Source organism: Amycolatopsis sp. NPDC049253 (assembly GCF_040678995.1).
Lineage (GTDB): Bacteria > Actinomycetota > Actinomycetes > Mycobacteriales > Pseudonocardiaceae > Amycolatopsis.
In genome coordinates, this window is sequence record NZ_JBFAQX010000011.1 from 120,842 (window position 1) to 134,032 (window position 13,191).

The following is a 13,191-nucleotide window of genomic DNA, read 5'->3' on the forward strand; positions in this document are numbered from 1 at the left end:
AAGCCTGACGCCACGACCATCCACCGCCCACACCCCGGGCACGTCCCCCACCCGCGAACGGCCGACCATCGAAGCGACCAGGCTGCGAGTGGCCCACCCACCACACCTTCAACAACCGCACCCACCTCCAACCAAACCGGGTTGAAAATCCGGCTGCCCATCGTGGTCCCGACCCAGCACACAGACTCACCGCTGGCGCAGATCCAAGCCTGACGCCACGACCATCCACCGCCCACACCCCGGGCACGTCCCCCACCCGCGAACGGCCGACCATCGAAGCGACCAGGCTGCGAGTGGCCCGCCACGGGACCGTCGAGGTCCGCCGCCTTCCCGGCCCCACCGAGTCCGAGGTCCGTCTGCGCGCTGCCGTCCCGACACACGCGCCGGCGGTCTCCGGGTGCCAGATCAAAGCCCGATTCCGCCCTTATCACCCGCGATGTCCACGAACCCTGTGACATCCCGTCGCACAGGGCGCACACAGGGTGTCCACAAGCCTGGCCCAGGCGGGGGCGACAGGGTGGGTGCCATGACCGCAGTCGCGATTCCCGCCGCGCGGCCGCGGCGGCGGGTGGATGCCGGCCGGCCCCGGTGGGTGCGGCCTGCGTTGGCCGTCCTGCTCGTCGGCACGACCGGCCTGTACCTGGTGGACCTGAGCGCCTCCGGGTGGGCCAACGCGTTCTACTCCGCGGCCGCCCAGGCGGGTGCGCAGAGCGGGAAGGCGTGGTTCTTCGGGTCGAGCGACGCGGCCAACGGCATCACCGTCGACAAAACCCCCGCCGCGCTCTGGGTGATGGGGCTGTCGACGCGTCTGTTCGGCGTGAACGCGTGGAGTGTGCTCGCCCCGCAGGCGCTGATGGGGGTCGGGTCGACTTATCTGCTCTATGCGACCGTCCGCCGCACCTCCGGAGCCGCGGCGGGGCTGCTGGCCGGGACGGTCCTGAGCCTCACCCCGGCGGCCGCGTTGATCTTCCGGTTCAACAATCCCGACGCGCTGCTCGTCCTGCTGCTCATCGCCGCCGCCTACGGCACGGTGCGGGCGATCGAGAAGGCCGGCCCCGGGTGGCTCGCGCTGGCGGGGGTGGCCGTCGGGTTCGGGTTTCTCGCGAAGATGCTCCAGGCGTTCCTCGTCCTGCCCGCACTGGGGCTCGCGTATCTGATCGCTGCGCCGACCGCAACGGGCAAACGCTTGCTCCACCTGGCCGGCGCGCTGGGCGCCGTCGTCGTGGCGGCCGGGTGGTACGTCGCCGTCGTCGCGCTGTGGCCCGCCGCCGATCGGCCCTACATCGGCGGCTCCCAGGACAACAGCCTCCTCGGCCTCACCTTCGGCTACAACGGCTTCGGCCGCATCACCGGCGACGAGACCGGCAGCGTCGGCGGCGGACGCGGCGGCGGCTGGGGCACCACGGGCCTCTTCCGCTTGTTCTCCAGCGAAATGGCCGGCGGCATCGCGTGGCTGCTCCCGGCCGCGCTGCTCGCCCTGGGGGCCGGCCTGTGGTTCACGCGCCGGGCACCCCGCACTGACCGAAGCCGCGCGGCGCTGGTCATCTGGGGCGGCTGGCTGCTGGTGACGGCGATCGTCTTCAGCTACATGGGCGGCATCATCCACCCGTACTACACGGTCGCCCTGGCCCCGGCCGTCGCGGCGCTCGTCGGCACGGCCGCGGTGCAGCTGTGGCGCCTCCGCCACGACCCCGCCGCGGCCGGCGTCCTCAGCGGCGGCCTCGCGCTCACGGCCGTGACCTCGTACGTCCTGCTCATCCGCGAACCGTCCTGGCAGCCGTGGCTCGCGCCCGCAGTCCTGGTCGCCGGGCTGCTCGCGGCCGTGGCGCTGTTCTTCGTCGGCCGGCTTCCCCGCACCGCCGCCCGGGGGATCGCGGTCCTGGGCCTGGTGACGCTCCTGGCCGCTTCGGGCGCCTACACCATCGCCACCGCCGCGACTCCCCACAGCGGCGCCATTCCCTCGGCCGGGCCGTCAACCGGCCGCGGCTTCGGAGGCGGCGGCTTCCGCGGCGGCATGGCCGGTGGCCTCCTCGGCACCGCGACCCCGGGCACCACCCTCACCGCACTGCTCAAAAACGGCGGTTCCGGCCACACCTGGGTCGCCGCCACCGTCGGCTCCAACAACGCCGCCGGCTACCAGCTCGCGAGCGGCCTCCCGGTCCTCGCCGTCGGCGGCTTCAACGGCACCGACCCGTACCCCGCCCTCGCCCAGTTCCAGCAGTACGTCCACAATGGACAAATCCACTACTTCCTCGGCGACGGCCTCCTGATGCAAGGCAGCTCCGGCAGCGACGACGCCCGGCAGGTCGCCGCCTGGGTCGCCGAGCACTACCGGGCGACCACAGTGGACGGTGTCACCGTGTACGACCTGACAACCTGAGATAAGCCTCGCCCCGCGGCGAAATCCGGTACCCCAACTCGAGCGAGAGCGTGAGCCCCAGGTCCTTCAGCTTGCGCACGGACCGCTTGAACACCAGCAGCTCCGCCCACCCCAGCCGCTCGGCCAGCGTTCCCGCCCGCTGTCCCGGGTTCGCCGCGATCGCCTCCAGCACAGCCCTCGTCCACGGCCCATCCGGACCTGTCGCGTCAAACCTCCGCAACCGCGCGGAGATCGCCTCCACGTCCGAACCCGACAACTCCGCATCAGCCGCCAGCGCGTCCCGCGGATCCCCGCCCTGCACGACGTGGAACGACACCCGGTACAACGGCACCGACTCGTCCCCGCGCAGGTTCGCAACCAGCTCCGCCACATCCGCGTACCCGGCCGCCACGGCGTCCGCGTCCGTCAGATCCTCGACGGTCACCTCGTCGACGTGCTCCACCTCGATCAGGTCCACGCCCGTCCGGTACCGGTGCCCGGCGATCGCCTTGTTGCGCGCCCACCTGCGCACCATCACGGTCACGCGCCCCGCGTGGATGCCTTCCCGCAGCCGTGCCTCGAACAGCATCCGCCCATCCTAGAAGCAACCCCGAGCCGTTCAAGATCACCCGATAGGGCACCGACCCACAGGCGCCCCACAGCGGCGCCACAAGCCGGCCAAAGCCGGGCGCCGAACGATGACGGCCATGAACGCCACCGCACCCTCCCGAAACGAATCCGGAACCGGGGCCAAGGCCGAAGTGCCCCGGCCCCGGCCCGGGTCGACGCCGGTCGGCCTCGGTGGGCCGCAGCCGGTGCTCGACGTCGTGATCCCGGTGTACAACGAGGAATCCGACCTGGAGCCCTGCATCCGCCGGCTCCACGCGTACCTCGAGGAGCACGCAGGTTACGCCTACCGCATCACCATCGCGGACAACGCGAGCACCGACAAGACGCTCCACGTCGCCGAGCGGCTCGCCGGAGAGTTCGCGCCGGTCGAGGTGCACCACCTCGACGAGAAGGGCCGCGGCCGCGCGCTGAACGCTGTCTGGTCCACTTCGGACGCCCAGGTGCTGGCCTACATGGACGTCGACCTCTCGACCGACCTCGCTGCCCTGCAGCCGCTCGTGGCCCCGCTGCTCTCGGGGCACTCGGACCTCGCCATCGGCAGCCGGCTCGCGAGAGGCGCGCGGGTGGTGCGAGGCCCCAAACGGGAGTTCATTTCACGCTGCTACAACCTCATCCTCAGGAGCGCGCTGGCCGCCCGGTTCTCCGACGCGCAGTGCGGCTTCAAGGCCATCCGCGCCGACGTCGCGCGCCGCCTGCTCCCCCACGTGCAGGACACGGGCTGGTTCTTCGACACCGAGCTGCTCGTCCTCGCCCAGCGCGCGGGATTGAGGATCCACGAGGTCCCCGTCGACTGGGTCGACGATCCCGACTCGTCGGTCCACATCGTGAAAACGGCCACCGAAGACCTCAAGGGCATCGTGCGCATCACGCGCGCCACGTTCACCGGCGAGATCCCCGTGCGCCGCCTGCGCGAGCAGCTCGGCCGCGAGCCCATCGGTGTCACCGCGCCCGGCGTCTCGCCCGGCCTCGTGAAGCAGCTCGTGCGCTTCGCCGCCGTCGGGGTCGCCAGCACCGCCGCGTACCTGCTGCTGTTCCTCCTGCTGCGCAACGGAATCGGCTCGCAGCCGGCGAACTTCCTGGCCCTGTTCGTCACCGCCGTGGCCAACACCGCGGTCAACCGCCGCGTCACGTTCGGCGTCCGCGGCCGCGAAGGCGCCGGGCGGCACCAGTTCGAGGGCCTGATCGTGTTCGGCCTCGGCCTCGCGCTCACCAGCGGCTCGCTGGCCGTGCTCAACCACACGACCCACCCCGGGCTCGTGCTCGAGACCACCGTGCTCGTGCTGGCGAACCTCGCCGCCACGGTGCTGCGCTTCCTGCTGCTGCGCGGCTGGGTGTTCAACCCCCGCCGGCGCCCGTCCGAGGAGACCCCATGACCGCCACGCTCGCCGTTCCCGCCAGACCGAAACCCGCGCACCGCGAAGAACAACACTGGGTTCGCCCGGCGGTGTCCGGCCTCCTGGCCCTCACGGCCGTCCTCTACTTCTGGGACCTCACCGCGTCGGGCTTCGGCAACTCCTTCTACGCCGCCGCCGTGCAGTCCGGCACGCAGAACGTAGAGGCCTGGCTCTTCGGCTCCCTCGACTCCGGCAACGTGATCACCGTCGACAAACCGCCCGCCGCCCTCTGGGTCGGCACGGCCTTCGCCCGCATCTTCGGCTTCTCCAGCTTCACGGTGCTGGCCCCGCAGGCGCTCATGGGCGTCGCGTCCGTCGGCCTGCTCTACCTGACGGTCCGCCGGATCTGCGGCCCCGTCCCGGGTCTCCTCGCCGGTGCCGGCCTCGCGCTGACGCCCGTGGCCGCCCTGATGTTCCGCTTCAACAACCCCGACGCCCTGCTCGTGCTCCTGCTCATCGCCGCCGCCTACTTCACCGTGCGCGCGCTGGAAAAGGCGAACCCGAGATGGCTGGCCCTGGCGGGCACTGCCGTCGGCTTCGGCTTCCTGACCAAGATGATGCAGGCCTTCCTCGTCCTGCCCGCCTTCGCGCTGGCCTACCTCATCGCCGCCCCGGCGCCGCTCGGGAAGCGCTTGCTGCACCTCCTTGCCGCCGCGGCCGCCGTGGTCGTGTCCGCGGGCTGGTTCGTGGCGCTCGTCGAGCTGTGGCCGAGCACCTCACGTCCCTACATCGGCGGCAGTACCGGCGACAGCCTCCTGGAGCTGGCGCTCGGCTACAACGGTCTCGGCCGTATTTTCGGCGGCGAAGGCAACGCGGGCGGAGGTGGCGGTTTCGGAGGAGGTGGCGGCAACACGATGTTCGGCGGCAGCTCCGGCCTCGGCCGGATGTTCGGCGCGAGCTTCGGCACGGAGGTCTCGTGGCTGCTGCCCGCCGCGATCATCGGCCTCGTCGCCGGCCTGTGGTTCACCCGCCGCGCCGCGCGCACCGACCGCACCCGCGCCGCGCTCGTCGTCTGGGGCGGCTGGCTGCTCGTCACGGGAGTGGTGTTCAGCTTCATGAGCGGCACCGTCCACCCGTACTACGCCGTGCAACTCGCCCCCGCGATCGCCGCCCTGGTCGCGATTTCCGGCCACGCACTGTGGCAAGGCCGCGCCCAGACCGCGCCACGAGCGGTACTCGGCGCGATGATCGCCGTCACGGCCGTGTGGAGCTTCATCCTCCTCGACCGCACGCCCGACTGGTTCCCCGCGCTGCGCTGGGTGCTCGTGGTACTGGGGGTGCTCGTCGCGACGGTCGTGGTCGTCGGCGTGCCCCCGCTCCGCAAGGCGCTGGCGGTCCTGGCCGCGGCGAGCGTGCTGACGCTCGGGCTCGGCACCGCCGCGTACGCCGTCGAAACGGCCGCCCAGCCCCACACCGGCTCCATTCCCACGTCCGGCCCGGCCACCGCCGGCGGCTTCGGCGCAGGTGGCTTCGGCGGCGAGCAGGCCGACTCCGAAGTGGGCCGGCTGCTGGCCCGGACCACCACGAAGTGGGCCGCGGCCACCACCGGCTCGCAGTCGGCCGCGAGCCTGGAGCTGGCCAGCGGCAAGTCCGTGATCGGCATCGGCGGCTGGTCCGGCAGCGACCCGGCCCCGACGCTGGCCGAGTTCCAGCAGTACGTGGCGAACGGCCAGATCTCCTACTACGTCGACGGCGGGCGAGGCGGCGGACCCGGCGGTGGCTCCAGCGAGATCACCGAGTGGGTCGCGACGACCTTCACCGCCACCACCGTCGGCGACACGACCGTCTACGACCTCACGAAGTGACGGGATCGGAGGCCACCTCGCCCAGTGCGAGGTGGCCTCCGCGCGGGTGAGGCAGAGGTTTAGGCCAACAGGGGAAAAACAGCCACTCCTCAGGATGTTCCCAGGAAACGGGCGCATTCTGGAAAGGGCAAGGGGGCAAGCCGCGAACACCCGGGAGGTCACGATGGCCGGATACCCACGCTGGCACACCGCCAGCGCCCAGGGCCCCCGCGAGCGCAACGCCGACGCCGTGAGCGCCTACGCCCTCGCCGGCGCGCCCGGGATCACCTTCGCGCTCGCGGACGGCGTCGGCGACGACCCCGGTGCCGGCCGCGCCGCCCAGACCGCCGCCGCGGCCGCCGCGCGCACGCCCGTGCAGAGCGGGCCCGTGGCCGCGATCCTCAACGCCCAGCGCGCCCTGCGCGAGCTCGGCGGCACCGGCGACGCCGTGCTCGTGGTCGCCATGCCCTTCCCCGGCGGCTATCGCATCGCGTGGGTCGGCGATTCCCGCGCGTACGCCTGGGACGGCACCATGATCCGCAAGCTCACCACCGACCACACGCTGGCGGAGTACTTCCGCGCGCGCCACCAGCCGTACTCGCCGCGCATGGAGCACATGGTCACCACGAGCGTGCGCACCACGAAGCCGGACGAGATCGGCACGACGGAGGTCGTGGGCGGCGGGCTGCTGCTCACCAGCGACGGCGTGCACAAGGTCCTCCCGCCCGCCACCATCGACGAGATCCTGGCCGACCCCGAGCGCGGCGCCGCCGCGCTGGTCGAGACGGCCATCGCCGTCGGCGGCACCGACAACGCCACCGCCCTCTTCGTCGAACAGCCGGAGGTGGACGTGGCCGCCATCGTCACCGAGCGATTTCCCTCAGCCGCCTGAACCCGGCTCGCCTGACTCACGCTGAACGGCGCGTTCCCGGCGCAGCTGCCGGTATTCGCGGTAGACGAGCACGATGATCACCGCGTCGAGCGCCGCGAAGAACGGCAACGCGATCGAATGCGTGTCGATCGCCCGGTACACCTCGTAGACCACGAACGCGGCCAGCACCACCATCGCCACCGGGTAGGCGCGCACCCACTTGCGCGAGAGCGCGAACACCAGCGCGAGCTTGATCACGCCGTGGGCCAGCAGGTACGCGACCGCGAACGTCTTCGTCCCGCCGTCCACGAAGTGCTCCGAAGCCAGCTGCAGGTGCCGCGCGAGCGTGCCCGACGGGTCGCCCAGCAGATCGCGCGTGATCACGGCATGGGTGAAGCCGGTGACCACCGTCGACGGGATGAAGGCCAGGATCAACGCCCCGATCAGCTGCACGGCGCCGTCGAGCCCTTTGAGCGCGATCGCGATCCGGAACAGCCGCTCGGTGCTCGTCTTCTGCTGCTTCTCCCCCTGCTCATCCTCTGCCATCGGTCCAGCCAACACGAAAACCGCCGGTCACGCTCGGGAAGAGGCCCGGGCCAGGCACGATTCGCACCTTTCATGGCGCGCCGAGCGGTTCGTGGCGTCGCGGCCGTAGAACGGGTAACACGCCGAACCGCACAGCGCCAGGAAAACCGCCCCGCACCGCAACGGCCTCGGCCCCACCTGGTGCACCAGCCCGATCACGTGCCGGCGCGTGCCGGCCTCGGGCAGCCAGCCGTCGGGCGGCAGCACCGCGAGGATGGCCGCGTTCAGCTCGTCCGACCTGGCCACGAGCGCGCCACCCAGGTCGAGCAGGCGCTCACCGAGGTCGCGCAGCGCGTCGGGACGGGGCAGGTCCTCCTCGAACGTGCGCGCCAGGAACGCCAGATCCGTACCCAGCGAGGCGTGCAGATCCCGGATCCGCTCGAGGAGCAAGGTGTCGTTCACGTCCGGCTCAACCACGTCGAGGAACACACCGCACACGTCGGATCGAACCAATTCCCGCCGAGCTGCGGAACGTCCTCCCGCGCGACGGTCACCTCCACCCCGCACAACGCGACGAACGATTCCTCCGGACGCGGCGCGAAAGGCCCTTCGAGGGCGTGCCGTTTTCCCTCGGCCTGCTGCCATCTCAACACAGCGGTCTCCCCTATTCAGCAACGTGCCGAAGTCAGCCTTCTGTGCACAGCGGTAAACGCCAACGGCAGCCCGGGTGATCATCCGATTACGTATGCTGGCGCCCATGACCAAGCCTTCTGGCACCCCGCGCGCCGTGGCGCTGGGTGCGGCGCTGCGCGAAGTGCGCGAAGCCAAGAAGTTCGGCCTTCGCGAACTGTCGCGCGCACTCGACCTGAACCCGAGCCTCGTCGCGCACTGGGAAGCCGGAACCCGCATCCCCTCCATCGAGGACGTCTCCACCATGCTGGGCTTCTTCCGCGTGATCGGCGAGTCGAAGCGGCGGATCATGGACCTGGCGCGGCATGTTCGCGATCCGAACTGGATGGCCACCGGCGAGGCGGAACTGACTCCAGAATTGACCACTCTGCTGCAATACGAACAGGGCGCGAGCGCCATCACCAATTGGTCGCTCAACATCATTCCCGGGCTGCTCCAAACGCCGGACTACGCGCGCGCCATTTTCGAAGTAGGCCTAACACCTCGACAAGCCGATACACGAATTCGAGTTCGCCTCGACCGGCAGAAAATTCTCACCGATGCCGAGCCTGTGAAATATTCGGCAATCGTCAGCGCGCACGCCATTGATGAGCCGATTGCTCCGGATTGGGTCATGTCCGACCAGCTGGATCACTTGCTCGCCATGACGGTCCGCGCCAACGTCAGCCTGCGGATCTTGCCGCGGCAGCAGCAATGGCACCCCGGAATGAGCGGCTCATTCGCGCTTTATCAATATCGACACCGTAATCCGATTGTCTTGCTGGAGCAGTACAGCACCACTTCGTTCCTCAGCAGCGATAAGGATTGGGGGCCTTATCAGCGGCTTGCTAAGCTCCTCGCCGGAGAGGCATTAAGCGAGGAAGCCAGCCGCGAGTTGATCGCGGAGGCAGCAAGGTAGACGGAGGCCAGACATGCAGACTGCCCGGTGGCGGACGTCGTCGTACAGCCAGCAGAATTCCGACTGCGTCGAGGTGGCCGTCTCGGAGGAGATCGGTGTCCGGGACACCAAGAATCGCGAAGCGGGACAACTCACCGTCTCGCGCGAAGCGTGGCAGGGCGTGCTTGCCGCGTTGCAGGCGAAGCACTGAGGCACTGAAGTACCGAGGCACTGAAGAAGCGGCACCGAAGCCCGGGGTTGCGGCCCTGTTGGACCGCAACCCCGGACTTGTCAGGCGCGCGCCACCGCCGGCGGACCGGCGTTGACGCCCCAGCTCGTCGGGGTGTCCGAGAGCTGAATCTTGATCGTTCCCGCGCGCAGCAGGTCCTTGTGCGACAGCCAGCTCTGGCGCAGCTTGCCGCCGTTGTCCCGGTTGCCCGGGCCGTCGGTCTTGACCGAGGACACGTACTGCAGCTTCGAAGCGCTGGCGCCCGGGGCCTCGATGGTGATCGTGCGGCCGTGCTCGGGCCGGATCTCGACCTTGTCGAACATGGGCGCGGTGATCACGTAGGTCGCGGAGCCGGGCTGGGCCTCGAAGATGCCCGCCATGGCGAAGACGAGCAGCGACGAGGTGGCGCCGAGGTCGTCGTTGCCGGGCATGCCGTAGACGTTGTCGGTGAAGAGCGTGCGCATGGCGCGCAGCACGGCCGACGTCTTCCACGGCGCGCCGGTCCACGTGTACATCCACGGGGCGGCGAAGTCGGGCTCGTTGTTGGGGTTGAAGGCGAAGTTGTTGTGGTAGTCGTAGGCGCCCGTCACCCACGAGTCCGCGGCGGCCTTCGCCGGGTCCGTGAGCACGGTGGGCATGTCGAAGAACTTGTCGAGCCGCTGCTCGGCCTGCCCGGCGCCGCCCATCAGCCCGAAGAGGGTCTGCGGGTCCTGCTGGCCCATCCACTGGTACTGCCAGGCCGTGCCCTCGTGGAAGGCGTTGGTCTGGGTGGGGTCGGGGTTGCCGACGATCGAGCCATCGGCGTTCTTCGGGACGGGGAAGCCGTTGAAGCCCTGCGAGGTGATCGTCGGGTCCCAGAGCTTCGTGAAATTGTCACAGCGGCCGGCGAGAGTTTTCGCCTTGTCCTGGTACCCCAGTCCCGCCGCCATGGTGGAAAGCGAACAGTCGCCCAGCGCGTACTCCAGCGTGGCGGAGCCGGCCTGGCGGCTGTCGCCGAACTTGTAACCGGGCAGGTTCTGGTAGGCGACCCAGCCGTTCTGCACGTAGCTGGGGTTGCCGTCGCGGCCACGGAAGATCGACTGGTCGGCGGGGACCTCGTTGGCGTTCTTCCAGAGGGCGTCGAACAGGCCGTGGGCGGTGCGGTTGTCGAGCAGGCCGCGGTTGTAGATGTCCACGACCCACGGGGTGATCGGGTCGCCGGACATCACGTTGGTCTCGCTGTTGCCGAGGCCCCAGCGTGGTAGCCAGCCGCCGTCGGAGTAGATGTGCAACACGGACTTGGCCATGTCGGCGGCCTTGTCCGGGTGCAGCAGCGCCACCAGCTGGTTCTGCGAGCGGTAGGTGTCCCAGAGCGAGAACATCTGGTAGTACGTCGAATCCGCCTTGTGCACCTGGTCGTCGAAACCGCGGTAGCGGTTGTCCACATCGGACCCGACCGACGGGTGCAGCAGCGAGTGGTAGAGCGCGGTGTAATACGTACGCTGGTCTGGTGTCGTTCCACCGGCCACCCGCATGCGGTTGAGCTCGTTCTCCCACGTGGTGTGCGCTTGGGAACGTGCCTTGTCGAAAGACTTGGGCTGCTCGGTCTTGCGGTTGAGCCGGGCACCGTCGATCGAGGTGTAGGACAGGCCGACGGAAGCGCCGACCTGGTCACCCTTGCTCGGGTCGAACGTCAGGTAGGCGCCGGCACGCTGGGTGCCGCGGGAGGCGTCGCGCTGGTTCGGGGTGATCGTGCCGTCGGTCCAGGTGCCGAAGCTTTGGAACTTGCGGTCGAACTTGGCGCTGAAGAAGATCCGGTAGCGCTCCTTGCCGGTCTCGCCGCAGAAGTTGCCGCCCTGCAGCCAGCCTTCGACGGTGTCGTTGCCGACCACGTGGACGTCACCGGCGTAGGTGGAGCCGTTGCTCTGGCCGACCTCGACGAGCACGTTCTCGGGTCCCGAGCCGGCGGGGTAGGTGTAGCGGTGCTGGCCGGTGCGCTCGGTCGCGGTGAGCTCGGCCTGGATGCCGTTGTCGAACTTCACGCCGTAGTAGCCGGGCGCGCGGGTTTCGTTGGCGTGGCTGAACTTCGCGCCGTACTGCGCCGGGTCCGACGACGTGACGGCGCCGGTGGTCGGCATGAAGCGGAAGTTGCCCATCGTCTGGCAGCCGACGCCCGAGAGGTGCGTGTGGCTGAAGCCGAGGATCGTGTCCTGCTTGTAGTCGTAGGAAGCGTACTGGTTCAGCTGGGTGTCGGGGCTCAGCTGCACCATCCCGAACGGCACCGCGGCGCCCGGGAACGTGGTCCCGTCGCCGTTGTTGCCGATGCTGGTGTCGACGAGGGTCGTGGGATCGTCGGCGAACTTCGGGCCTTGCTGGGCCTGGGCTGTGGCTGCCGTGGTGGTGGCCGCTGTGGCCACGGCACTGGCGAGCACCAAGGCGGCGAACACGCGTTTCCGCGCTCTCATCGCGTTCCTTTCGGCGTGACAACGTTGTCAGATCGGGGTGTCTACGATCTTTGCCCGTTCCGTGGGGTTCCGTCAATCCACCGCCTGTACCAGTGGCCGATTCACCAGGCGGCTGAATCGGTTCCGGTGGTGCAGACCACTGGCAGCGTTGTCAGGCTTCCTCCGGCAGGTCAGTGCCAGGCTTCGCGTGCCGTGCGCACCACCGTGTCGCGGTCCGCCGCCTCCTCGATGGCCAGCGCGATCCGGTGGTCCTCGATCCCGTCGGCCAGCGGGTACGGCGGCGGGCCTTCGCCGCGGACCCAGGCGCCGGTGTCGGCCAGCAGGGTGGCGATCGCGATCTCCTCGTCGTTCCAGCGCCGGCCCTGGTACGGGTTCCGGTAGAGGACCTCGGAGCCGAACGTGAGGTGGTCGGTGTCGAAGCCGTCGAGGTCGAGGTCGTAGCCGGTCTGGCGGCGGACGATCGGGGTGTGGGCGATGGTGCGGTCGCCGGTCAGCCGCAGCACGTCCTGGTCGGCCAGCTCGCCGCGGGTGCCGCGGACGAGGAGGCGGCGGTGCAGGAGCTGGTTGTGCCACTGGTTGTCGGTGAAGTCGTAGACGCCGAGACCCTCCGCGAAGACGATCGTGGCGAACGTGGTGACCGCGGGCTTGGTCTCGACTTTCTCGGCCCAGCCCGCGCGGGAGAGCGGGTCGGCCAGCAGAGCGGTCGTCCGCGTGGCCCGCACCTCCACCGGGCCGCGGCCGGCACCGAGGAAGGTCCGCATCGACGACACGGCGTGGTACTGGTGCGTGGAGGACACGTCGACTCGCGTGATGTCGCCGATGACCCCCGAGCGGGCGAGCGCGATGCGGGCCGCGTGGGCGGGCATCCGGCTGTACTGCTCGGCGACCTGGACCAGACCACTCTCGCCGACGTCGTGCCACAGCGCCCGGAGGCCGTCCAGGTCCGGCGCCGGCGGCGTCTCCGCGAGCACCGGCACGCCGCGGCCCACGAGCTCCCGGATCAGGCCCGGCGTCACGTGCCACGGCACCGACGTCACCACGAAGTCGGGCTTCCGCGCGAGGCAGTCGTCGAGTGAGGTGAACACGGGCACCGGCAGGTCCTTCGGGCCGCGCGACACCACGCCGAGGCAGTCGAGCTCGTCCGCGAGGCGCCAGAAGTACTCCGCGCGCCAGCCGGACCCCACGATCGCGTAACTCGTCACGTGATCAACCTATCGGCTCGGATGACCTTTCGGACCGAGATCTTTGGCCGTGAATCGGGAATAACCGCTGTCCACAGCAGACGCCGCCCCCGTGTGATTCCCACGATGTGGTTTCTGTCGGTACCCGTCTATAGGGTCCCAGTGATCGGTCACCGAGGCCGTTCTCGACCCGAGGAGTGTGGGCAC

At 69.8% G+C, this 13,191-nt stretch carries 12 protein-coding genes; 6 read left to right on the forward strand and 6 right to left on the reverse strand.

The features are described from left to right. Positions 1–526 precede the first annotated feature (526 nt). Entirely contained in the window at positions 527–2,380 is a 1,854-nt protein-coding gene (locus AB0K15_RS25110) for a glycosyltransferase family 39 protein (RefSeq protein ID WP_364054978.1), read from the forward strand. Here AB0K15_RS25110 and AB0K15_RS25115 read toward each other — a convergent pair. Continuing rightward, a complete protein-coding gene (locus AB0K15_RS25115) occupies positions 2,355–2,948 on the reverse strand; it encodes a hypothetical protein (protein ID WP_364054981.1) in 594 nt (197 codons plus the stop codon). The genes AB0K15_RS25110 and AB0K15_RS25115 overlap by 26 nt on opposite strands. A 118-nt stretch (positions 2,949–3,066) precedes the next feature. On the opposite strand from AB0K15_RS25115, the gene AB0K15_RS25120 reads away from it, so the two are divergent. The 3 genes from AB0K15_RS25120 to AB0K15_RS25130 all read left to right on the forward strand — a co-directional run bounded on the left by AB0K15_RS25120 (position 3,067) and on the right by AB0K15_RS25130 (position 7,059). Continuing rightward, a complete protein-coding gene (locus AB0K15_RS25120; protein ID WP_364054984.1) occupies positions 3,067–4,362 on the forward strand; it encodes a bifunctional glycosyltransferase family 2/GtrA family protein in 1,296 nt (431 codons plus the stop codon). Further along, a complete protein-coding gene (locus AB0K15_RS25125) occupies positions 4,359–6,188 on the forward strand; it encodes a glycosyltransferase family 39 protein (RefSeq protein WP_364054987.1) in 1,830 nt (609 codons plus the stop codon). Before AB0K15_RS25120 ends, AB0K15_RS25125 begins: the two co-directional genes overlap by 4 nt. A gap of 163 nt (positions 6,189–6,351) precedes the next feature. Then, complete coding sequence (locus AB0K15_RS25130) at positions 6,352–7,059, forward strand: serine/threonine protein phosphatase (protein ID WP_364054990.1); 708 nt, start codon at positions 6,352–6,354, stop codon at positions 7,057–7,059. On the opposite strand, the gene AB0K15_RS25135 is transcribed toward AB0K15_RS25130, so the two are convergent. The 3 genes from AB0K15_RS25135 to AB0K15_RS25145 are packed head-to-tail and all read right to left on the reverse strand — an operon-like array spanning position 7,048 to position 8,216. Continuing rightward, on the reverse strand, positions 7,048–7,584 hold the full coding sequence (locus tag AB0K15_RS25135; RefSeq protein ID WP_364054993.1) for a DUF2127 domain-containing protein: 537 nt from the start codon (positions 7,582–7,584) through the stop codon (positions 7,048–7,050). The two genes, AB0K15_RS25130 and AB0K15_RS25135, sit on opposite strands and share 12 nt — an antisense overlap. 27 nt (positions 7,585–7,611) lie before the next feature. Then, positions 7,612–8,025, reverse strand: coding sequence for a hypothetical protein (locus AB0K15_RS25140; RefSeq protein WP_364054996.1), 414 nt, complete (start codon positions 8,023–8,025; stop codon positions 7,612–7,614). Then, the gene (locus AB0K15_RS25145; RefSeq protein WP_364054999.1) at positions 8,022–8,216 is read right to left on the reverse strand and encodes a zinc finger protein; all 195 of its coding nucleotides are present in this window, start codon (positions 8,214–8,216) and stop codon (positions 8,022–8,024) included. Before AB0K15_RS25145 ends, AB0K15_RS25140 begins: the two co-directional genes overlap by 4 nt. Positions 8,217–8,320: 104 nt before the next feature. Between AB0K15_RS25145 and AB0K15_RS25150 the strand changes: the two genes are divergently transcribed. Beyond that, the gene (locus AB0K15_RS25150; RefSeq protein ID WP_364055002.1) at positions 8,321–9,151 is read left to right on the forward strand and encodes a helix-turn-helix transcriptional regulator; all 831 of its coding nucleotides are present in this window, start codon (positions 8,321–8,323) and stop codon (positions 9,149–9,151) included. A 13-nt stretch (positions 9,152–9,164) separates the two neighbouring features. Continuing rightward, entirely contained in the window at positions 9,165–9,341 is a 177-nt protein-coding gene (locus AB0K15_RS25155) for a DUF397 domain-containing protein (RefSeq protein WP_364055005.1), read from the forward strand. A gap of 80 nt (positions 9,342–9,421) precedes the next feature. Here AB0K15_RS25155 and AB0K15_RS25160 read toward each other — a convergent pair whose 3' ends face one another. Together AB0K15_RS25160 and AB0K15_RS25165 are read right to left on the reverse strand one after the other, a co-directional pair. Next, positions 9,422–11,803: a GH92 family glycosyl hydrolase gene (locus AB0K15_RS25160; RefSeq protein WP_364055008.1), complete on the reverse strand. Its 2,382-nt coding sequence runs from the start codon at positions 11,801–11,803 to the stop codon at positions 9,422–9,424. Positions 11,804–11,973: 170 nt separating this feature from the next. Then, positions 11,974–13,005 carry a hypothetical protein gene (locus AB0K15_RS25165; RefSeq protein ID WP_364055011.1) on the reverse strand — a complete coding sequence of 344 codons (1,032 nt, stop codon included), beginning with the start codon at positions 13,003–13,005 and terminating at the stop codon, positions 11,974–11,976. Between the last annotated feature and the right edge of the window lie 186 nt (positions 13,006–13,191).

Coding starts and splice junctions, on each gene's coding strand:
- AB0K15_RS25130 (WP_364054990.1), top strand. CDS start 6,352: ATGGCCGGATACCCACGCTGGCACACCGCCAGCGCCCAGGGCCCCCGC.
- AB0K15_RS25125 (WP_364054987.1), top strand. CDS start 4,359: ATGACCGCCACGCTCGCCGTTCCCGCCAGACCGAAACCCGCGCACCGC.
- AB0K15_RS25160 (WP_364055008.1), bottom strand. CDS start 11,803: ATGAGAGCGCGGAAACGCGTGTTCGCCGCCTTGGTGCTCGCCAGTGCC.
- AB0K15_RS25155 (WP_364055005.1), top strand. CDS start 9,165: ATGCAGACTGCCCGGTGGCGGACGTCGTCGTACAGCCAGCAGAATTCC.
- AB0K15_RS25115 (WP_364054981.1), bottom strand. CDS start 2,948: ATGCTGTTCGAGGCACGGCTGCGGGAAGGCATCCACGCGGGGCGCGTG.
- AB0K15_RS25135 (WP_364054993.1), bottom strand. CDS start 7,584: ATGGCAGAGGATGAGCAGGGGGAGAAGCAGCAGAAGACGAGCACCGAG.
- AB0K15_RS25120 (WP_364054984.1), top strand. CDS start 3,067: ATGAACGCCACCGCACCCTCCCGAAACGAATCCGGAACCGGGGCCAAG.
- AB0K15_RS25110 (WP_364054978.1), top strand. CDS start 527: ATGACCGCAGTCGCGATTCCCGCCGCGCGGCCGCGGCGGCGGGTGGAT.
- AB0K15_RS25150 (WP_364055002.1), top strand. CDS start 8,321: ATGACCAAGCCTTCTGGCACCCCGCGCGCCGTGGCGCTGGGTGCGGCG.